21 protein-coding genes are annotated in these 20,404 nt (G+C 68.4%); 5 read left to right on the forward strand and 16 right to left on the reverse strand.

Annotation, left to right across the window (positions count from 1 at the left end; all coding sequences use genetic code 11):
• Positions 1 to 4 precede the first annotated feature (4 nt).
• From ACAM58_RS30340 to nac, 10 genes are all read right to left on the reverse strand, one after another.
• Positions 5 to 763, reverse strand: a complete 759-nt coding sequence (locus ACAM58_RS30340) for an amino acid ABC transporter permease (RefSeq protein WP_015866389.1) — start codon at positions 761 to 763, stop codon at positions 5 to 7.
• 6 nt (positions 764 to 769) lie between these two features.
• Complete coding sequence (locus tag ACAM58_RS30345) at positions 770 to 1,471, reverse strand: amino acid ABC transporter permease (protein WP_018904139.1); 702 nt, start codon at positions 1,469 to 1,471, stop codon at positions 770 to 772.
• Positions 1,472 to 1,503: 32 nt separating this feature from the next.
• On the reverse strand, positions 1,504 to 2,256 hold the full coding sequence (locus ACAM58_RS30350; protein ID WP_018904138.1) for an SDR family oxidoreductase: 753 nt from the start codon (positions 2,254 to 2,256) through the stop codon (positions 1,504 to 1,506).
• 166 nt (positions 2,257 to 2,422) lie between these two features.
• The gene (locus tag ACAM58_RS30355; RefSeq protein WP_015866386.1) at positions 2,423 to 3,187 is read right to left on the reverse strand and encodes a LamB/YcsF family protein; all 765 of its coding nucleotides are present in this window, start codon (positions 3,185 to 3,187) and stop codon (positions 2,423 to 2,425) included.
• 25 nt (positions 3,188 to 3,212) lie between these two features.
• Positions 3,213 to 3,608, reverse strand: coding sequence for an acetyl-CoA carboxylase biotin carboxyl carrier protein subunit (locus ACAM58_RS30360; protein ID WP_018904137.1), 396 nt, complete (start codon positions 3,606 to 3,608; stop codon positions 3,213 to 3,215).
• A 339-nt stretch (positions 3,609 to 3,947) separates the two neighbouring features.
• Positions 3,948 to 4,952: a biotin-dependent carboxyltransferase family protein gene (locus ACAM58_RS30365; protein WP_018904136.1), complete on the reverse strand. Its 1,005-nt coding sequence runs from the start codon at positions 4,950 to 4,952 to the stop codon at positions 3,948 to 3,950.
• A complete protein-coding gene (pxpB, locus tag ACAM58_RS30370; RefSeq protein WP_018904135.1) occupies positions 4,949 to 5,617 on the reverse strand; it encodes a 5-oxoprolinase subunit PxpB in 669 nt (222 codons plus the stop codon). The genes ACAM58_RS30365 and pxpB overlap by 4 nt, the downstream gene beginning before the upstream one ends.
• Positions 5,614 to 6,966: an acetyl-CoA carboxylase biotin carboxylase subunit gene (gene accC, locus ACAM58_RS30375; RefSeq protein WP_018904134.1), complete on the reverse strand. Its 1,353-nt coding sequence runs from the start codon at positions 6,964 to 6,966 to the stop codon at positions 5,614 to 5,616. Before accC ends, pxpB begins: the two co-directional genes overlap by 4 nt.
• Positions 6,967 to 6,979: 13 nt before the next feature.
• Positions 6,980 to 7,420, reverse strand: a complete 441-nt coding sequence (locus tag ACAM58_RS30380; protein WP_018904133.1) for an acetyl-CoA carboxylase biotin carboxyl carrier protein subunit — start codon at positions 7,418 to 7,420, stop codon at positions 6,980 to 6,982.
• A 147-nt stretch (positions 7,421 to 7,567) separates the two neighbouring features.
• Positions 7,568 to 8,506, reverse strand: a complete 939-nt coding sequence (gene nac / locus ACAM58_RS30385) for a nitrogen assimilation transcriptional regulator NAC (RefSeq protein WP_049826248.1) — start codon at positions 8,504 to 8,506, stop codon at positions 7,568 to 7,570.
• 162 nt (positions 8,507 to 8,668) lie between these two features.
• Between nac and ACAM58_RS30390 the strand changes: the two genes are divergently transcribed.
• Positions 8,669 to 9,877: an aspartate transaminase gene (locus ACAM58_RS30390; RefSeq protein WP_369664604.1), complete on the forward strand. Its 1,209-nt coding sequence runs from the start codon at positions 8,669 to 8,671 to the stop codon at positions 9,875 to 9,877.
• A gap of 33 nt (positions 9,878 to 9,910) precedes the next feature.
• Positions 9,911 to 10,582, forward strand: coding sequence for an RraA family protein (locus ACAM58_RS30395; RefSeq protein ID WP_018904130.1), 672 nt, complete (start codon positions 9,911 to 9,913; stop codon positions 10,580 to 10,582).
• Between the two features lie 59 nt (positions 10,583 to 10,641).
• Here ACAM58_RS30395 and ACAM58_RS30400 read toward each other — a convergent pair whose 3' ends face one another.
• From ACAM58_RS30400 to ACAM58_RS30420, 5 genes are read right to left on the reverse strand one after another with little or no spacing between them, the layout of a single operon-like run.
• Positions 10,642 to 11,328: a DUF4286 family protein gene (locus tag ACAM58_RS30400; protein WP_278881020.1), complete on the reverse strand. Its 687-nt coding sequence runs from the start codon at positions 11,326 to 11,328 to the stop codon at positions 10,642 to 10,644.
• Positions 11,325 to 12,299: a tripartite tricarboxylate transporter substrate binding protein gene (locus tag ACAM58_RS30405; RefSeq protein WP_038106949.1), complete on the reverse strand. Its 975-nt coding sequence runs from the start codon at positions 12,297 to 12,299 to the stop codon at positions 11,325 to 11,327. Before ACAM58_RS30405 ends, ACAM58_RS30400 begins: the two co-directional genes overlap by 4 nt.
• A 54-nt stretch (positions 12,300 to 12,353) precedes the next feature.
• Positions 12,354 to 13,310: a tripartite tricarboxylate transporter substrate binding protein gene (locus ACAM58_RS30410; RefSeq protein ID WP_015866094.1), complete on the reverse strand. Its 957-nt coding sequence runs from the start codon at positions 13,308 to 13,310 to the stop codon at positions 12,354 to 12,356.
• A complete protein-coding gene (locus tag ACAM58_RS30415) occupies positions 13,303 to 14,679 on the reverse strand; it encodes an amidase (RefSeq protein ID WP_278881017.1) in 1,377 nt (458 codons plus the stop codon). The genes ACAM58_RS30410 and ACAM58_RS30415 overlap by 8 nt, the downstream gene beginning before the upstream one ends.
• The gene (locus ACAM58_RS30420; RefSeq protein WP_026283934.1) at positions 14,676 to 15,344 is read right to left on the reverse strand and encodes an RraA family protein; all 669 of its coding nucleotides are present in this window, start codon (positions 15,342 to 15,344) and stop codon (positions 14,676 to 14,678) included. Before ACAM58_RS30420 ends, ACAM58_RS30415 begins: the two co-directional genes overlap by 4 nt.
• A 131-nt stretch (positions 15,345 to 15,475) precedes the next feature.
• Between ACAM58_RS30420 and ACAM58_RS30425 the strand changes: the two genes are divergently transcribed.
• The 3 genes from ACAM58_RS30425 (at position 15,476) to ACAM58_RS30435 (ending at position 19,438) form a co-directional block, all read left to right on the forward strand.
• Positions 15,476 to 16,366 carry a LysR family transcriptional regulator gene (locus tag ACAM58_RS30425; RefSeq protein ID WP_018904125.1) on the forward strand — a complete coding sequence of 297 codons (891 nt, stop codon included), beginning with the start codon at positions 15,476 to 15,478 and terminating at the stop codon, positions 16,364 to 16,366.
• A 193-nt stretch (positions 16,367 to 16,559) separates the two neighbouring features.
• Positions 16,560 to 18,395: a CocE/NonD family hydrolase gene (locus tag ACAM58_RS30430; RefSeq protein WP_018904124.1), complete on the forward strand. Its 1,836-nt coding sequence runs from the start codon at positions 16,560 to 16,562 to the stop codon at positions 18,393 to 18,395.
• A 50-nt stretch (positions 18,396 to 18,445) separates the two neighbouring features.
• Positions 18,446 to 19,438 carry a tripartite tricarboxylate transporter substrate binding protein gene (locus ACAM58_RS30435; protein ID WP_018904123.1) on the forward strand — a complete coding sequence of 331 codons (993 nt, stop codon included), beginning with the start codon at positions 18,446 to 18,448 and terminating at the stop codon, positions 19,436 to 19,438.
• A gap of 31 nt (positions 19,439 to 19,469) precedes the next feature.
• Here the strand turns inward: ACAM58_RS30435 and ACAM58_RS30440 are convergent, their stop codons facing one another.
• The gene (locus ACAM58_RS30440) at positions 19,470 to 20,402 is read right to left on the reverse strand and encodes a LysR family transcriptional regulator (RefSeq protein ID WP_038106943.1); all 933 of its coding nucleotides are present in this window, start codon (positions 20,400 to 20,402) and stop codon (positions 19,470 to 19,472) included.
• Between the last annotated feature and the right edge of the window lie 2 nt (positions 20,403 to 20,404).

Raw genomic sequence — 20,404 nt, forward strand, 5'->3', positions numbered from 1 at the left:
GGCCTCACGGGTTTGCTGCCACCGGCGGCGGCAGCGAAACACCGTCTTCGGATGTCTTCACGGAAGCTGCACCGAGCCGCTTGTGGGCAATGCGCCGCTCCAGCCACTGCGCGAGCTGCGTCAGGCTGAAGCAGACGACGTAGTACGTCATCGCCAGGATGAAGAACACCTGGAACGGCTTGGTCAGCAGCTGGTTGTTGATCTGGTTGGCCGCGAAGGTCAGCTCCTGCACGTTGATGACGTAGCCCAGCGTGGTCTCCTTGATGGTGGAGATGAACTGGCTCAGCATGCTCGGCAGCATGTTGTAGAGCGCCTGCGGCAGGATCACGAACCACATCGTGCCCAGGTGGCTGTGGCCGAGCGCGCGCGCCGCTTCGGCCTGGCCCTTGGGCAGCGCCTGGATGCCGGCGCGCACCACCTCCGACAGGTAGGCGCCCTCGTAGATCACCAGCGTGCACAGCATGGTGGTGAAGCCCGACACATCGCGCCCGATCAGGATCGGCACCAGGAAGTAGACCCACAGGATCACCATGAGAAGCGGCACGCCGCGCACCACGTAGACCAGCACCGTGGCCGGCCAGCGCAGCAGGCGCCAGGGCGACAGCCGCGCGAGCGCCAGCAGCACAGACAGCGGAAACGCCAGCACGATGCCCAGCACCGACAGGATCAGCGTGGCGACGATGCCGCCGAGCGGCCCGCTGGGGTACTGGCCGACGAGCAGCAGCAGCCAGTTGTCGCGCAGGATTTCAAAGACGCTGAACATGGCCTCTTACCTCGCTTGGGCGATGCGGTAGCGCCGCGACAGCCAGCCGCCGACGGCCATGATGAGCAGCGAGCACACGAGGTACAGCACCGTCGCCATGCTGTAGGCCTCGAAGGTGCGGAAGCTCTGGCTCTCGATCTCCTTCACCGCGTGGGTCAGCTCGGCCACGCCGATGGCCATCGCCAGGCTGCTGTTCTTGAACAGCGACACGCTGTGGTTCACCAGTGCCGGCACCGCGTTGCGGATGGCCTGCGGCAGCATCACGTGGCGCATCGAACCGATGTAGCCGTGGCCGAGCGCGCGCGCGGCCTCGGCCTGGCCGGGCGGGATGGAGCGCAGGCCCGAGCGCATGTCCTCGCTGAAGTAGGCGGCCTGGCAGAGCCCGAGCGCGACGATCGAGAGAATCGTCTCCGCGTTGTGCACCGACAGCCAGCCCTGCAGCGCATCGGGCAGCAGGCTGAAGATGCCGAAGTACCAGAGCATGAGCTGCACCAGCGTGGGCACGTTGCGGTGGTACGAGACATAGCCCATCACCACACGCTCGGCCAGCCGGCTCGGCATGAGGCGCACGACCAGCAGCACGACCGCCATGGCCATGGCCAGCAGCCAGGAGCCGGCCGCGATCTTCAGCGTTTCCTGCAGGCCGTGCAGCAGCATCGCGCCGAACTCCGGCTTCAGCAGGATCGCGAGCAGGTCGAAGTCCTTCATGTGCTGCTCCTTGGCGTGGCCGTGCGGGGCGTTCAGGCCTGCGGCGCTTCCGGGCGCGCGGTCGAGAGTCCGCCGGGCACCTGCAGCGTGGGCGTGATTTCCATGTGGCCCACGTTGACCGCGATGGGCGCCGCAATCGCGAAGGCGATGGCATTGGCGATGTCCTCGGCCTGCGGCAGCTCGTAGCCTTCGACGAAGCGCTTGTGGGTTTCTTCGGAGTCGCCGTGCACGTGCGCGAAGATGTCGGTGGCCACGCGCCCCGGGCAGATCTCGGTCACGCGCACGCGCTTGCCGAAGACGTCGATGCGCAGCTGGCGCGACAGCATGCTTACGGCCGCCTTGGTCGCGTGGTAGGTGCTGTTGCCGCCGAAGTTGTAGGCCGCGGCAATGGAGCTGATGTTGATCACGTGGCCCCGGTCGCGCGCGGCCATGCCGGGCACCACGAGCCGGCACAGGTGCAGCACGGCGCGCAGGTTCACGTCGACCAGCAGGTCGATGCCCTCGGCATCGGCCTTGAGGATGGAGCCGGGGCGGTCGACGCCGGCGTTGTTGACCAGCACGTCGAATGCCACCTCCTGCGTGAGGCGGGTGATGCCGGCGAGGTCGCTCACGTCGATGGCATGCGGGATGCAGCCGGTGCGCGCGGCCAGTTCGGCCAGCTTGCCGGCGCTGCGCGCCAGCGCGTGGACCTGGAGGCCTTCCTTGCAGAGGCGCTCGACGACGGCGGCACCGATGCCCGAGGAGGCCCCCGTCACCAGCGCGGTCTTGTAGTCGGAGAAGGGCATCTTTGTTTCTTTCGTGGAACTGGAGATCGCTGCGTTGAATTCACTGTATCGAGCGCTTCTTCGCGGCGCCAAGACGGATTGGCTGTGGAGCGATAAGCCGCCCTTATGTTGCCCCGTGTTCGTGCATACGGCCTAGGGTAAGCACCATGTCCGGGCTGCAGACCTGCTAGTCCGGCTGCTTCGAGATCGGCACCACGCGCCCCGCCTGCTCGACCACGCTGCGCACCGCGCGCGCCAGCTCCACCGCACCGGGCGTGTCGCCGTGCAGCAGGATCGAATGCGCGCGCATCGGGATCTTCTTGCCGCTGTGGCTGGTGACCGTGCCCTCCTCCAGCAGCTGGCGCACGCGCGCCAGCACCGCGCCCTGGTCGTGGATCACCGAACCGGGCAGCTTGCGCGGCACCAGCAGGCCGTCGTCGCCGCAGGCGCGGTCGGCCAGGAAGGTGGTGCGCACGCGCAGGCCGCAGCGCGCGGCCGCGTCCTCGATGGCGCGGCTGGCGGAAGTGCTGACGATGAGCATCGGATCGAAATCCGCCACCGCGCGCACCAGCGGCTCGGCCAGCGCGGCGTCGGCCGCGGCCATGTTGCCGAGCGCGCCGTGAAAGCTCATGTGCGTCATGCGGTGGCCGGCGGTGCGCGCCATGCCGTCCAGCGCGCTCAGCTGGTAGAGCACGTAGGCGACGAGTTCCTTCGGCTCGATCTGCATCGGCCGGCGGCCGAACCCGAGCAGGTCGGGAAAGCCCACGTGCGCGCCCACGTCAACGCCCCGCGCCAGCGCCAGGCGCACGGTGCGGTCCATGATGACCGGATCGCCCGCATGGAAGCCGCAGGCCACGTTGGCGGAAGAAACGATGTCGAGCAGCGCCTCGTCCTCGCCCATGCGCCAGGGTCCGAAGCCTTCGCCGAGGTCTGCGTTCAGGTCGATGTCCATGGGAGTCCTTTTTCTCTCTCGTTCGTCAGAGGGGGAGCAGGTCGAGCAGCGGCGCGCCGAAGCCGACTGCAAGGCCGTCGGCCGCGCGGAGGCCGTCGACGATGCCGGCCTGCGGCGCGGTGACGGGCAGCAGCAGCGGGCCGATCTTCAGCAGGCCGAGGGTCTGGCCGGCTTCGACGCGCTGGCCGATGCGCACCAGCGGCGCCGCGGCCAGCGGATGGCTGTGCAGGAACACGCCGACGGAGGGGGCGTGGATCGGCGAGTGCTCTGGTTCGGCTTCTTCCGCCGGCAGTTCAACGATGTTGTCGCCCTGCCGTCCGAGGCGCAGCGTGCCTTCTGGCGTGCGCAGTTCGAGCAGGCCGATGTCGGTGCCGGCCAGCCAGGCGGCCAGCTGCGAGGTGCGCAGTGCGATGTCCTGCATGTCAGCTTTTCTTGGGGTGCTGTTGTTCGGGGCGCTTCTGTTCGGGACGCGTGCACAGGCCACCGGGTACTCCCCTCCGCGAATGTCCCCCGGCCTGCGGCCTCCTCCTTGATTTCGCTGCGGGGAGCACCCGATGCCCTGTGCACTTGGGCACGCTCGTGGTGTACCGCTGATCAACCGCCGCTGCGCATAACGTTCCTGTCGATGGGGTGCCTTGCGCAGCGAAATAAAGGAGGAGCCGAAGGCGGGGGACATTCGCGGAGCAAGGTACCCCGTCGGCAGGAGCGCGCCCTGAACAGCACGCTCCAAACACGACACGGCGAATAAAAAAACAAGGCGTCATCCCGGTTGCCTCGCTACGGAAACAGGCGCACCGCGATGCAGTTCCACCATGCGTGCCACCTTGTCGAGCCAGGCGCGCACTTCGTCGAGCGCGGCCAGCGCTTCGTCCCAGGTGGTTTCGATGAAGCGCACGCGGCTGCCGATCGGCGCCTGGCCGAGGCGCCACATGTCGGCCTCGATCACCGTGCCGAACTTCGGGTAGCCGCCCGAAGGCTGGGCGTCACGCATCTGGATGATCGGCTGCCCGCTGTGCGGCACCTGGATCACGCCGGGCACGATGCCGTGCGAGCGCAGCTCCATCGGTGCGATGGGGCGCAGTGCCTCGCCCTCCAATCGGTAGCCGTAGCGGTCGCTCTGCGCAGTGATCTTCCATTCGCCGGCCCAGAAGGCGTCGCGCGACGCGGGCTCGAACGCCATGTACTCGGCCGCGGGCAGTACGCGCACGGCTGCCACGCCGCCCTGCTGCAGCGGCAATGCGAGCGCGGGCGGCACGAGGCCGAAGCCGGTCTTGCACGCAGCGCCCGCTGCGGCGGCGCGCAGCACGTCGCCCCGGCGCAGCGCACGCCCTTCGTGGCCGCCAAAGGCGCCACGCAGCTGCGTGCTGCGCGAGCCCAGCACTTCGGGCACCTCGACCCCGCCGGCCAGGCACAGCATGGCGCGGCTGCCGCGCTGATGCGCGCCGCCTTGCGGCAGGCCCAGCGCCAGCACCTGCCCGGCCCGCGCCTGGTGAACCCACCAGGGCAGCAGCGGCTGCTCGTCCAGCCGGGCCGCGCAATCGGCGCCGGTCAGCGCGAAGGCGCAGTCCTCGCCGAAACGCACCTTGAAGGGAAACACCGGCACTTCGATGGCGGCTGCATCCAGCGCATTACCCAGCAGCAGGTTGCCGGCCGCGAGCGCCAGGTTGTCCATGGCGCCCGAGGTGCCCACGCCCCAGCGCAGGCTGCCGGTGCGCCCCTGGTCCTGCACGGTGGCGAGCGCGGCCGAGGAAAGCACTTCGATCATCGGACGATGCCCTCCACGCGAAAACGGATCATGTCGCCCGGCTGCAGCGCCGCGGGCGGGTCCTGCGCGGGATCGAAGAAGCACATCGAGGTGCTGCCGATGGTGTTCCAGCCGCTGGGCCCGGCCGAGGCCGAGACACCGGTCTGCGCCCCGCCGATCGACACCGCCCCGCCCGGGATGCTCAGCACCGGCACCTTGCGGCGCGGCGTGGCAATGCGCGCGTCCATGCCGCCCAGGTAGCAGTAGCCCGGATGGCTGCCGAGCGCATACACCGGGTAGAGCGGCGCGCTGTGCAGCTCGACGATGCGCTCGATGCTGAGGCCCGTGTGCGCCACCACGTCGGCCATGTGCGGGCCGCCCGCGCCGCCGTAGACCACGGGCAGCTCGACCACCCGGCCTTCGCGCGGTCGTGCGACGGCCGCGTCCCACGCATCGTGCAGGCGCGCCTCCAGGGCTTGGAGCGCGCCGGCGCCGCGCGGCGGGTGCAGGAAGGTCAGCATCAGGTTGTTCATGCCCGGCACGGCTTCGCGGATCTCCGGCCAGGCCTGGGTCTCGTGCGCCAGCGCCCAGATGCGCTGCTGCGAGTCGAGGTTCATCTCGCCGGGCGCCTCGAAGATCAGCGCGGTCGTGCCCAGCAGGCTGATCGATGGCCGCTGCACGGTCATGCCGCGCTCCTTTGCTGCAGCCAGCGCTCGAGGTGGTGGATGTCGACGCCGCCGGCGGCAAAGCCCTCGTCGCGCAGCAGCTCGCGGTGCAGCGGCACGTTGGTCGCGATGCCGTCGATGCGCATCTCGGCGAGCGCCAGGCGCATGCGGTCGAGCGCATCGGTGCGCGTGCTGCCGTGCACGATCAGCTTGGCAATCATCGAGTCGTAGTACGGCGGCACGCGGTAGCCGGCGTTGGCGTGCGAATCGACCCGCACGCCGAAGCCGCCCGGCACCTGCCAGCCGGTGATGCGCCCGGGCGAAGGCGCGAAGGTGTCCGGGTTCTCGGCGTTGATGCGGCACTCGATCGCATGGCCCTGGCAGCGCACCTCGTGCTGCACCAGCGCAAGGCGCTCGCCGCGCGCCATGCGCAACTGCTGCTGCACGATGTCGATGCCCGCGGTCATCTCAGTCACCGGGTGTTCGACCTGCAGGCGGGTGTTCATCTCGATGAAATAGAAGGCGCCCTTCTCGTAGAGGAACTCGAAGGTGCCCACGCCGCAGTAGCCGATCTGCCGGCAGGCGGCCGCGCAGCGCTCGCCCACCTCGGCCATCAGCGCCTCATCGATGCCGGGCGCGGGCGCTTCCTCGATCACCTTCTGGTGGCGGCGCTGCAGCGAGCAGTCGCGGCTGCCCAGCCAGATGGCGTTGCCGTGGCTGTCGGCCAGCACCTGGATCTCGACGTGGCGCGGGTGCAGCAGGAACTTCTCGATGTAGACCTCGGGGTTGCCGAAGGCCTGGCGCGCTTCCTCGCGCGTGAGCGCCATCGCATCGAGCAGCGCCGCTTCGCCCTGTACCACGCGCATGCCGCGCCCGCCGCCACCACCCGCCGCCTTGACGATCACCGGATAGCCGATCTCGCGCGCGATGGCCTGCACGGCGGCCGGGTCGTCCGGCAGCGGCTCGTCGGGCCCCGGCACACACGGCACACCAGCCTTGCGCATCGCGCGCTTGGCCGAGACCTTGTCGCCCATGGTGCGGATGCAGGCGGCGCTGGGGCCGATGAAGACGAGGCCGGCCTGCTCCACGCGCGCGGCAAAGCCCGCGTTCTCCGACAGGAAGCCGTAGCCCGGGTGGATGGCCTGCGCGCCGCTGAGTTCGGCGGCAAACAGAATGGCGGACTGGTTCAGGTAGCTCTGCCCCGGCGCGGAGGGCCCGATGCACAGCGCTTGGTCGGCCTGCGCGACGTAGCTGGCTTCGCTGTCGGCCTCGGAATGCGCGACCACGGTCTTGAGGCCCAGGCCGTGGCAGGCGCGCAGGATGCGCAGGGCGATCTCGCCGCGGTTGGCAATGAGGACGGTGTCGAACATCGCGCAGCTTTCCTCAACCGAAGCGGAACAGGGGCTCGCCTGCTTCCACTTCCTGGCCCGAACGCACCAGCACGGCCTGCACGGTGGCGGCAGCGTCGGCGCGGACTTCGTTGAACATCTTCATGGCCTCGATCACGCAGAGCATCTGGCCGGCCTCGACGGCCTGCCCCGGCTGCACGAAGGGCGGCTCGCCCGGCGCGGACTGCAGGTGCACCACGCCGTAGAGCGGCGCAAGGCATTCGGCCGCGGCGGCTGGCGGCGGTGCCTGCTGCGCAGACTCCGCGGTGGGCGCCTTGCGCGCAGCAGCAGCCGGGCGCCGCGCGGCTGCGGGCACGGCCGCCAGCGCCGATTGCTTCACCAGCCGCAATGTGCTGCCGTCTTCGCTGTACTCCAGCTCCGCGAGGTCCGAGGCCGCGAGTGCGTCGATGAGCGTCTTGATCTGTTCCTGCTTCATGCCGGGGCTGCCTGTGGCGACAGAACATCCTTGGTGGCCGACGCATTCCGCGAACGCGTGACGGCAGGCATGAACGGTAGCGGCCCGCGGGCACAAAGCCCAAGACGGAATGGCTGTGCCGGGATAAGGCCGGCTTATGACGGCACGCTACGACAGCGCAGCCAGTTCGGGTTCGGGCGTGGCCGCGAAGGTGCCGGCCAGGTCGACCACGAGTTCGAGCAGGATGCTCTTCACCGCCTGCGCCGGCTCCGAGAGCGGCAGGTGGTCGGACTGGCACAGCGCGAGCGGCGCCTCGATGACCGGATCGACGATCTGGAACTGCCAGGCCCCGCAGGCCGCCACCACTTCGCGCGCCATCGACGCCGGCAGGATGGTGGCGCCCAGCCCGTCGGCAATGGCGGCCGTCAGCGTGAAGGCCGACTCGATCTCGGCCACCACGCGCGGCACCATGCCCGCGCGCACGAAGGCCGCGTCGACCAGCTTGCGAACCACGTTGTAGGGGCGCGGCAGGAAGAGCTCGATGTCGCGCAGGTCGGCCAGCTTCACCGGCTGCGCCGGCGCCGGCATGGCGGCCGGCCCGACCAGGAACAGCGGCTCCTTGAGCAGCGGCAGGAACGAGAGGCCGTGGATCGCCTTGTCGCCATAGAGCACGGCCAGGTCCATGCGGCCGTTCATGATGAGCTCGCTCAGCGTGGTGCCGTAGTTTTCGTTCAGGTAGAGCAGGATGCCGGGGTGGCGCGCACGCACCGTGCGCAAGAGCGGCAGCGAGAGCGCCGAGGCCGCCGTGCCGGGCGCAAGCCCCACCGACACCTGGCCCGACAGCCCTTCGCCGGCCGCTTCCATGTCCACGCGGGCCTGCTCGCACTGGCGCAGGATGATCTGCGCATGCCGGTACAGCACCTTGCCGGCCTCGGTGGGCGTGACGCCGCGCTTGGTGCGCACCAGCAGCTGCTGGCGCACCTCGCCCTCGAGCGTGGCCAGTTGCTGGCTCAGCGCGGGCTGGGCGATGAAAAGAACCTCGGCCGCCTGCGTCAGGCTGCCGATGTCCACGATCTTCACGAAATATTTGAGGCGTCGCAGGTTCACGCCGTGTCCCCAAGCAAAAGCCGAGCCTAGCACCGCCCTCGCGCAGCGGCCATCGGGGCCCACCATAAGCTCTGCCTATACAACCAGTGCAATCTCGTCTTGGCCTCGCGCGATCGATGTGCGTACCGTTCGGTCCATGCCATCGCCAACCCAGGAAGACAAGTGACGCCCTCCCGCATTGCCGCCCGCGTGCGGCGCATCAAGCCCTCGCCCAGCACTTCGGCCGCCGACCGCGCCAACGAACTGCGCCGCCAGGGCAAGTCGATCGTGAACCTCGTGGTGGGCGAGCCCGACTTCGACACGCCGCCCCACATCCGGCAGGCCGCCGCCGCCGCCATCGAGAAAGGCGCGACGCGCTACACCCTGATGGCCGGCACGGTGGAGCTGCGCCAAGCCATCGCCGCCAAGCTGGAGCGCGAGAACGGCCTGCACTACGCGATGAACGAGATCATCGCCACCAGCGGCGCCAAGAGCGCGATCTACAACGCGCTCGCCGTCACGCTGGAGCCGGGCGACGAGGTGATCATTCCCGCGCCCTACTGGGTGTCGTATCCCGACATGGTGCTGGCCTGCGAAGGCACGCCGGTCACCGTGGCCTGCCCCGAGGCCAACGGCTTCAAGCTGACGCCAGCGCAGCTGGAGGCCGCGATCACGCCGCGCACGCGCTGGCTGCTGATCAACTCGCCGAGCAACCCGACCGGCGCCAGCTACACCGCCGACGAATATCGCGCGCTGGCCGAGGTGCTGCAGCGCCACCGCCAAGTGATGGTGATGACCGACGACATCTACGAGCACATCCGCTTCGACGGCCAGGCGACGCCGCACCTGCTTGCGGTTGCGCCTGCGCTGCGCGAGCGCACGCTGGTGATCAACGGCGTCTCCAAGACCTATGCGATGACCGGCTGGCGCATCGGCTACGCGGCCGGCCCGGCGGATCTGGTCCAGGCGATGAACACACTGCTGTCGCAGTCCACCGGCAACTGCTGCTCGGTGAGCCAGGCGGCCGCCGCGGCGGCGCTCGACGGCAACCAGGACTTCGTGGCCGAGAGCGTGGCCATCTACAAGCAGCGCCGCGACCGCACCCTGGCGCTGATCAACGACATCCCCGGCCTGCACTGCAGCCCGCCGCCGGGCGCCTTCTACCTGTACATCCACTGCGGCGGCCTGATCGGCAAGACCACGCCAGAGAGCAAGCGGCTGGACCAGGACGGCGACGTGGTGATGTACCTGCTCGAGAGCGAAGGCGTGGCCGTGGTCGCGGGCACCGCCTACGGCCTGTCGCCCTACTTCCGCCTTTCCATTGCCACGTCGATCGAGACGCTGGAGGAAGGCTGCGCGCGCATCGCACGGGCCGTGGCCGCCCTGCGCTGACGCGCGCCTGACTGAATTTCCGAGGACAACACCATGCCCTACAAAGCCATCCGCAAGAACCCGTCGGCCGCACCGGTGGCGCCCGAGATCCTCGCCGCACTGCGCGAGATGCCCGTCGCGGCGCTCAGTGACAACATGCACCGCAACATCGGCAGCATCGGCCTGCATCCCTACCACCGCCCAACGGCGCGGACCATGGCGGGCACGGCCGTCACGGCACGCTCGCGCGGAGGCGACAACCTCACGTACCTGCGCGCGCTCGAATTCTGCCGGCCCGGCGACGTGCTGGTGATCGATGCCGGCGGCGACCTCAACAACGCGGTGGTCGGCGGCATCCTCTCGTTCTACGCCGCGCACATCGGCATCCTGGGCGTGGTGGTCGATGGCGCGATCCGCGACGTGGCCGAGGTCCGTGCGCGCGAGTTCCCGGTGTATGCGCGCGGCGTCACCCACCGCGGTCCCTACAAGGACGGCCCCGGCGAGATCAACGTGCCGGTGTCCGTCGGCGGGATGGTCGTCAATCCCGGCGACATCGTGGTCGGCGACCAGGACGGGCTGATGGCCTTCGCGCCAGACGAGGCCGAGTTGCTGATCGAGAAGGCACGCGCGCACCTCGCAACGGAGGCGGAGACCATCCGGGCCATGAAGGAAGGCCGATGGGACCGCGCCTTCATCGACGCGCTCGAAGCGCGCTGCGCCAACTGAAGCCTGGATGAGCGGGAGAAGCGAGCGCCTGCACGGCGGAACCCGCGCTGGAGGTCGTCTTACGCGCTGATATCCATGCGATACCGGAAAACTCGCGCGTCGATGAGTTCTCCATACTTCTGCACTGGCGCTCCCAGTCGGGCGATGATTTTCCCGGCGGCGGCCTCGCTGGTGCACTCGATAAGCACATAACAGTCCTCGCTGCCCACGTAGCCCGAATCCGCCGTCACCGGCCTGGAAAGGCCAGCATCGGCCTCGACAAAGTGGATCGAAGCCGTGCCCGGTTGGTCGAGCACTTCCAGAACGCCCGCAAGCGCCGGCATCATGGCCGGATCACCGGACGGCCGAAGTCGCATAAGTGCGACTGCGACGCCTCGCGCGACCCCCGCGCTGTGCACCAGGCGTCCGACCACGCGCGTCGGCGCGATGAATCGTGAAATGTGGTGATTCGACCACTCGGTCTGGCTCGCCAGGGCTGCCCGGTAAGGCGCACTGTCCAGCACATCGAACCGCGTGGTGTTGTAGATCTGCAGGTAGCGCGTCGGCGCGCCGACGGATTCATACCGTCTCGCCTCGAGAAAACCGGGAATTGCCACTCTCTCGGCCAGGTGCTCACGGTCGAACCACTCGTTGAAGTCGGCCTCCTCCTCGGGGAGCACTTCCATCGATGAAATCAGGATGCCTTCGCCAGCAAAGACCATGTCGGTTCTCTCTTTCGGATGATGATGTGGGTCGGTGCGGATCAATCGATCCGGATGTTCGATTCGATGATCACCTTCTCCCACTTGAGGCGGTCCCGCTTGATCGTTTCGGCCAGCCGCTGCGGCGAGCCGCCTTCGAGCTCCATTCCCATCTCGAGAAGCTTGTTCTTCACCTCCGGGTCCTTCAGGATGTCGTTCACGTTCTTGTTCAGCAGCGCAATGACGGCGTCGGGCGTCCGGGCGGGTGCCAGCAGTGCAAACCAGTGCAGCAGCTCGAAGTTGGCAAAGCCCTTGGTCTCGGAGACTGCGGGCAGTCCGGGATAGGCGGGCGAGCGTTTCGCTGTCGTCACTGCAAGCGCCTTCATCCGGCCGGCCTTGGCCATCGGCATCGACTCCGGACCGATGGCCATCATCACGGACACCTGGCCGGACATCAGATCCTGGAGCGCGGGCGCGCCACCCTTGTAAGGCACATGCGTCATGTCGATGGACGCCGCGCGCTTGTACAGCTCCATGCCCAGGTGGCTGGGGTTGCCGGCGCCGCTGGAAGCGTAGTTGATCGGTGTCGCCGAAGACCGCGCGAACGCCGTGAGCTCGTCGAACGAATTGACCGGCATCGAAGGATGAACCATGACCACGCTGGGCAGGGTCACGGCCAGCACGATCGGCGCGAGGTCCTTTTCCGGGTCGTAGGCGAGGCGTCCCTTGTAGAGGGTCGGATTGACCGAAAGTCCCGCGGTGGAGGCCAGCAGGATCGTGTAGCCGTCCGGGTTCGCCTTGGCGACGAAGCTGGCCGCGATCTGTTCGGTGGCACCCGGCTTGTTCTCGACGACCACGGGCTGCTTGAGGCGTTGCGACAGCTGCTGCCCGATCAGGCGCGACACCGTGTCGGACGCGCCGCCCGGCGGATAGGGAACCACGATGCGGATGGGCTTGTCCGGGTAGTCCCCTGCGAACGCCGGCCCTGCCATTGCCAGTGAGAGGGCACACGCAACACGTATCAAGGCAATCTTCATGTCAGCATCCAATCAAGAGAGTGAAAAATTCGTCGTCCGGACCGCCCTGCAAGATCACTGGGGCGTGATCTTGGCGGCCTTCACGAGGCGCGCGTAGCTGTCCGCGTCCTTGCGCATGAACTCCCGGAAGGCTTCGGGCGAGTCCCCGACCGGAATGAGGGAGGTCTCCTCGAGCTGCCTACGCAACTCGCCGCGCAGCGCGGTCTTGATCGCGGCGTTGAGCCTGTCGATCACGGCCTGGGGTGTGCCGGCCGGCGCGGCAATGCCGGTCCAGGTGACGACCTCGAAGTCGGGCAGCCCCGCTTCCTTCATCGTGGGAACGTCCGGAAGCAGCGGCGAGCGCTGTCGGCTGGTGATGGCCAGCGCACGCAGCTTGCCGCTCCTGGCGTAAGGCAAGGCCGTCGGCGAGGTGTCGAACAGCATGTCGATCTGCCCGCCCATCAGATCCACGAGCGCCGGCGCGCCTCCCTTGTAGGGAACGTGCAGGAGCTCCACGCCGGCCTGCTGCATGAAGATCTCGGTAGAGAAGTGCTGGGCGGAACCGACGCTCGCGCTGCCGAAGCTCAGCTTTCCCGGGCGTGCCTTGGCCAGCGCGATCAACTCGTTGACGCTGCGCACGGGCGACTGCTGGCCCACGACCAGGATGTTGGGCTGATCGACGATCCGCATGATGGGCGCAAAGGCCTGCAGCGGATCGAATGGCGGATTGGCATACAGGAACTGGTTGGCGGCAAAGACACCGGCGCTGCCGACCAGCAGCGTGTAGCCATCCGGCGGCGCCTTGGCGACGTAGGCGGCACCGACGTTGCCGGAGGCACCCGGCTTGTTGTCGACCACGAAGGGCTGCTTCAGCGCGTCCTGCAGGCTCTTGCCGACCAGGCGCGCGACCAGATCCACGCTGCCGCCCGGAGGAAACGGGACGATCAGGCGCACCGGCTTGTGCGGGTAGTCCTGGGCGGCCGCGCACGGAACGACGAATGCCAGCAGGACGGCAGCCAGCTTGCTAAGCATTGCGCACCTCCTGCGACGGAATTCGAGACGGATGCAGTGCGGCGGCGACATCGGCAGCGACACCCAGCAGTGCGTGATCGCATCCCGCGCGCCCGACCAGTTGCAGCCCGATGGGCCGTGCGTCGTCGTCCTCACCCGCGGGAAGCGAGATACCGCACAGCGCGAGCAGGTTGACCGGGCGGGTGAAGTGGACCGGCGCCACGTTGTGGTCGACGTCCTCGAGGCGCGGCGCGGTCATCGCCGTGACGGGCATGGCGACGGCGGACAGCCCGAGCCTGTCCATCTCGCCGGCGAACTCCTGCTGCCAGCGCGACGCGGTGGTTTGGGCCTGCAGGTACTGCACGGCCGTGGTCGCCCGGGCGGCGACAAGCCGCGACCGCACCGACGGATCCATCGGTGCGTCCGGGTCGTCCAGGAACCGGTTGTTCACCCAGGCGCCTTCGGCGATCATGATGGCATTGGTGGGTTCCTTGAACGCCGCCAGCGGCGCCGGAAACCGGAATGGCACCAGGCTGAAACCCGCCTGCTCGAGCCTTTGCAGGCACTGTGCCTGGCATCGCGCGACGGCCGGCGCGAGCGGCGCGAGTTCATCCGCCTCCAGGACGCCGATCCGCTGGCGGGCGTCCGCGCCCGAACCGGGCGCGCCGGCGAGCGCCTCGAAGCACAGCCGGGCATCCTGCACCGACGACGCGAGCAGGCCCACGCTGTCCAGGCTCTCGCTGAGCGCATAGACGCCCTCGCGCGGCAGCGCATCGATGGTGGGCTTGAAGCCCACGATGCCGCAGAAGGCCGCGGGTACGCGAACCGAGCCGCCGGTGTCGGAGCCGATCGCCCACGGCACCAGGTGGGCTGCCACGGCCACGGCCGATCCGCTGCTGGAGCCGCCTGCCACCAGCGTGTCCATGGCGCGGCCGGCCGGATTGCGTGGCGTGCCCATGTGCGTATTGGTGCCCCAGGCGCCCAGCGCGAACTGCACCATGTGGGTCTTGCCGACGATGACGCCGCCGGCGTCGGCAATGCGCCGAACGATGGCTGCGTCCTGTTGCGCGATGTTGGCCGACAGCAGCGGTGAGCCCGCCGTCGTGGGCTTGCCCTGGATGTTCACCAGGTCCTTCAGCGCCAACGGAATGCCGTGCAGCAGGCCGCGGTCGTGGCCTGCGCGAAGTTCCTCGTCTGCGAGGGCCGCCGCCGCCAAGGCCTCTTCTTCGTAGACCGCCAGGAAGCTCTTGAAGACAGCGTCGTGCGCTGCGATGCGGCGAAGGCACTCCCGCGTGAGGATCACCGAACTCGTCTCTCCGGTTCGCAAGGCACGGGACAGTTCCGCCATCGGTGCGAAGGCGGGCGGCCTGGTCTGATGGGCGCTCGTCATGCCGCTGCCTCCTGGAAAACAAGGCGCGTGTCCAGCACGTCGGAATAGGACTCGCCGGCGCGCAGCCGTGACAGCGTCTGCTGCTCCGCCTGTTGCAGCAAGATCGCCTTCCGGGCCAAGGCCCACGCCTCGTCGGGCCGCATCACCAGAACGCCGTTTTCGTCAGCCAGCACGGCATCGCCGGGATGCACGCGCACGCCCCCGCAGTCCACTGGCCGGCAGAAGCTGCCCGCGTGCCCGCTGGCGCGGGTGGTGCGGGCGCTCAGGCCGCGGGCCCACACCGGCACGCCGAGCTCGCGCAGCTCCGCAATGTCCGTGACGCAGCCATCGACCACCACGCCTGCGACACCGCGAAGGCGCGCCGCGAGCATGCTGGCGCCTCCCATGCACGCGATCGTCTCGTCGCCCGCGCGGTCGACGAACAGGAAATCGCCGGCCCGCAGTTGTCCCAGCGCGTGATGCAGGATGGATCCGTCCGAGCCCTCGCAACGCACGGTGACGGCAGTGCCGACGCTGCGCGCCACCGCAGCCATGGCCTTGATCCGCCCATGCAGGAAGCCGCGATCATGAAAGTGGCCGATGGTGGCCGGCTCGGCCTCCTTCAGCAGGGCCAGCAGTTGCAGCGTGCATGGCGGCGGCAACTCTCCTCGTTCGATGGCAGTCATTTCGGATATCGTCGTTGTGAATGACGGCAATCGTAGGCAGCCGCTCCCGGCACCGATACTGATCAATTCTCACGATGGTTGATTCGAGTTCTTTATCAACGAGGTTCACCCTCCACCAGCTGGAAGCTTTCGTGTGGACCGCGCGTCTCGGCACGGTGCATGCAGCGGCGCGCCACCTGCATCTCACCCAGCCGGCGATCTCGCACCGCATCCGCGACCTGGAGGAGGAACTGGGTATCCAGCTGTTCGAACGCCAGAGCCAGCGCCTGCTGGTGACAGAGCTGGGACGCAACGTGCTGGTCTATGCGGAGCGCGTGCTGGCGTCGGCGCAGGACATGGCGCGGCTCGATCTGCGGCGCACCATCACCGGCCTGGTGCGCATGGGAGTGGACGAGTCCTGCGCGATCATCGGGATGCCGCAGATCCTCAAGGACATCAAGGACTGTTATCCGGCGCTTCGCGTGGACCTGACGGTGGGCGGAGGCGCCCAGCTGCTTCAGAAGATCAACAACCACGAACTGGACATGGCGCTGCACACGGGGCAAAGCAGCCAGCCCGACGTGACAAGCCAGTTCATCGGACTGACCGAACACCAGTGGGTGGCGGCCCACGACCTGATGATGCCCGACGAAGACTTTTTGCCGGCCCACGCCTTGAACCACCGCATCGTCTGCAATGCGCCGCCGTCGACCCTGCATGAATCGGCATCGCGCTGGCTGGCCTCGGACGGCTATTCGTTCGAGGAGTACAGCAGTTGCAACTCGCTCTCGCTCATGGTGGCGTTGGTCGCCTCCGGCCATGCGATTGCCATGCTGCCAGCATCGATCACGCGCCGGCAGGTCGCCGAAAAATCCCTGCAAATTTTGCGCGCCAAGCCGGCGGTGCCGAACGTGCCCTACTACTTTTCGTACCTGGCGCACCACCGCAGCGACACGACGGCGCGCATCCTGGACATCGTGCTGCGCAGCCTGCAGGACGCCGGGTTCTTCCAGGCCGACGGAGCGTCCCGGGACAGCGGCTGAGAAAGCCTTGAGAACGACTGTCGGGTTCTGATGTGTCGGCAGGTTGCTCGGCCGCGGTGGAGCATCGCCTCCTTCCATAGGCTCAACCTATGGATCAATCGGGATTTCGCATTTTTCAACGCGGGCTCGCATTCCCAGAATGGCGGAACGGTGGCAACACCATCCCTCTGTCTTCAGGAAAAGTACCCCGCTCATGTCGGACCGCGATAGCACGCCAGGCGCCTGGCACCTGCCGCCCAGCGCCTACCTCGCCGGGCGCAAGCCCGCCTTCGGCCTGCCCGGGCGGCCGGAGTCGCTCTACGTCACGATGCGCGACGGCTGCCGCATTGCGCTCGACTACTACCTGCCCCAGGCGAGCAACGGCGCGCAGCCGCCCGCCCGCCTGCCCACCATCGTCATCTTCACGCCCTACTACCGGCGCTTCGTGACCACCGACCCCACGGTGGAGGCCAGCCCCAACTGCGGCCGCTACCGCGACTTCTTCGTGCCGCATGGCTACGCGGTGGTGGTGGTGGACGTGCGGGGCACCGGCGCGAGTTTTGGCACGCGCGACGCATTGCGCTCGCCGAAGGAGCGCGACGACTACCACGAGATCGCCGAGTGGATCGTGCAGCAGCCCTGGAGCGACGGGCGCATCGGCTCGACCGGCATTTCGTACCTGGGCGCGGCGGCGGTGTTCCTCGCAAGCACGCGGCACCCCGCCGTCAAGGCCATCGCACCGCTGTTCGCCGTGACCGACATCTACACCGACCAGCTCTACGTGGGCGGCGTGCTCTCGACCATCTGGACCGGCCGCTACGACGAACTGATGGTCGCGCTCGACCAGGACGACCGCCCGGCCCTTGCCAAGTTCGCGTACTACGGCAACCCGCTGTTCGCGGGGCCGCAGCCGGTGGACGCCGATGCCGATGGCCGGCTGCTGGCCCAGGCGCTGCACCAGCACCGCAGCAACTGCCGGCTGAACGACATGGCGCGCGAGCTTCCGTTCCGGCACGACGCAACGCTGCACGACCCCGCATTGACGCTGGACGTGTGCAGCCCCGGCCACTACGCGCGCCAGATTCCCGAGGACGTGGCGATCTACTCCGTCTCGGGCTGGTACGACGGTGCCGGCTACAGCAACTCGGCGATCACGCGCTTCCTGACGCTGCCCAGGCACCAGCACCGCCTGCTGCTCGGCCCCTGGGACCATGGTGCGCGCAGCAACGTCTCGCCCTGGCGCGAGCAGACCGGCTCGGACTTTCCGCTGCTGGCCGAAGTGCTGCGCTTCTTCGACCATCACCTGCGCGGCATCGATACCGGGCTCGACAGGGAGCAGCCGGTGCACTACTTCACCATCCACGACGAGAAGTGGCAGGCCGCCGATGCATGGCCGCCAGTCGCGGGAACCTGCCGCGTCCATCCCGATGCGAACGGCGTGCTGGCGCTGCACGCACCCGCCCCGGGCCGCGACAGCTACCAGGTCGACTTCTCCGTCTCGACCGGCCGCCAGACGCGGCTGGAACGGCTGGGTGCCGTCGGCATCGAGCACTACTACCCCGACTGGACCGAGCGCCAGGCGCGATACCTGCACTACACCAGCGCACCGCTGGCTGCATCCGCCGAATTGACGGGCCATGTGAGCGCGAGCCTGCTGCTCGCATCGTCGGAGACCGACGCGGCCGTCTACGTCTATCTGAGCGAAGTGCTGGCCGACGGCAGCTGCCGCTACGTCACCGAAGGCCTGCTGCGGGCCTTGCACCGCGAAGGCCTGTCGCATTCGCCGGACTACGTGGCGAGCTGGCCCGTGAACACCTGCGACCGTGCCTCGGCCCGGCTGCTGGTGCCCCACGAGCCCGCGCGCCTGAACTTCGCGCTGCTGCCGGTCTCGTGGACTTTTGCGGCGGGCAGCCGCATACGGCTGTCGATCGGCGGCAGCGACGAAGGCCACGGCCCGCAGGTGCCGCACGGGCGGCCGCCGCGCCTGGAGATCCTTCGCGGCGCCGACGCCAGCTGGTTCGATCTTCCGCTGCGCGGCGCGCTGCGCTAAGCACTTCGCTCTCCCGTTCTTCCTTCAACATGCCAAGAGAGAGGCACGCCATGCCCCCCGTCACCCGTCGCTCGTTCGTTTCCATGCTGGCACTGGCCGGCACGCCGCTCCTATCCGTGCCTCTCGCGGCGCAGGCCCAATCGCCCTGGCCCGTACGGCCGGTCAAGCTCGTGGTGCCGCAGGGCGCGGGTTCGGGATCGGACGTGATCGCGCGCCTGCTCAGCGACCGGCTCGCCCAGCAGCTGGGCCAGGCGGTGGTGGTGGAGAACAATCCGGCGGCCAACGGCCTCGTGGCCCTGGGCGCCGTGGCCAAGGCGCCCGCCGACGGCTACACGCTGGTGCTCGCGGGCGTGTCGCAGATCGCCTTCAACCCAGCCCTGTACAAGAGCCTGCCCTACGATCCGCTGAAGGACTTCACCTTTCTTGCGCCCGTGGCCGATACGCCCTTCGTGCTGGTGACGAGCAACAAGAGCGGCATCAAGACCTTCGCGCAGTTTCTCGAGCAGGCGAAGGCGAAGAACGGCGAACTGACCTTCGGCAGCGCCGGCATCGGCAACTCCACCCACATCGCGATGGAACTGATCGCCGCGACCGCGGGCGTCAAGCTGATGCACGTGCCCTACAAGGGCTCGGCCGCGGCGCTCACGGGCGTGCTGGCGGGCGAGGTCGACGCCATGGTGAGCGTCGTCGGCCCGGCGCTGCCGCAGGTGCAGTCGGGCAAGGTGCAGGCGGTGGCGGTGCTCGGCGCCAGCCGCGTGCCGCAGTGGCCCCAGGTGCCGACGGTGAAGGAGGCGGGACTGAACGTGCCGCCGATGCCCGGCTGGTACGCGATTGCCGGCCCGGCGCGCCTGGATCCGAAGGTCGTTGCCACCTTCAACGCCGCGCTGCAGAAGGTGATGGCGGATCCGGCCGTCAAGGCCCGGCTGGCCGACCTCTCGCTGCCGGCCATGAGCGGCGGCGAAGCGGATATCCGCCGCCGCGCGATCGATGACCAGGCTTTCTGGAGTGCCTTCATCACCAGGAACAACATCCGCGTGGAATGAGCATGAGGTGCTCGCGAAGGAGCGCACCGCCCTAGCCTGCGTCGCTGAACCGCCGCACGCCCTTCCAGCGCTTGCTTGCGATCTCCTCGTCGATCACTTGCAGCAGCAGTTCGCGCACGCATTGCACGGCGGGACTGTGCGCCGCCGGGGCCGACAGGCTCAGCGACAGCTCGCGCAGCAGCGGCCGTCCCTTGATGGGAACGCCGCGCACGCGGCCATGCTGCTGCGCCAGCGCAAAGGCCGCGGTCGGCAGCACCGTGGCACCGAGCCCGCGCTCGACGGCCAGGATCAGGATTTCCACTGCGCTGGTTTCGGCCACCAGGCGGAATTTCAGTTGGCGATCGCGCAGCAGCCGCTCGGTGGCCACGCGCACCGAATTCGGATGCGTGGGCAGCAGCAGCGGCAGCTTGGCAAAGGCCTCGATGCCGAAGGCGCGCGGTGCTTTTTGCGACGAGGCCACCACCACGAACAGTTCTTCCTCCAGGATCGGCTCGATGCGCAGGCGCGAATCGGCCCGGGCATCCATCGTGACCGCCAGCGCCAGCCGGTCGGCCGCCACCTGCCCCGTCAAGTCCCCGCTGGAGGCCTCCACCATTTCCAGTTCGATCAGCGGATAGCGCTCCTGCAGCCGCGCCAGCAGCGGCGCGGCCAGGATGCGCGAGGTGCTGGTCGGGAACCCGATGGCCACCCGGCCCGAAGGCGATTCGCTCTCCTGCCGGATGGCCGAGCGGGTGTCTTCGAACTGCCGCAGGATCGTCTTCGCATGGCGATAGAGCAGCTCGCCGATGGCCGTGGCCCGCGTGCCGTGAACACTGCGTTCCAGCAAGGTGACGCCGAGCTCCGACTCCAGATTGGCCATGTGCTGGCTCAAGGAAGGCTGGGCGATGAAAAGCGCCTCCGCCGCGGTCGTGATGTTCTTGAGCTCGACGACCTTGACGAAATAGCGCAGCTGACGGATGTCCATGC

Origin of the sequence: Variovorax sp. V116, assembly GCF_041154435.1 — a bacterium.
GTDB classification, from domain to species: Bacteria; Pseudomonadota; Gammaproteobacteria; order Burkholderiales; family Burkholderiaceae_C; genus Variovorax; species Variovorax paradoxus.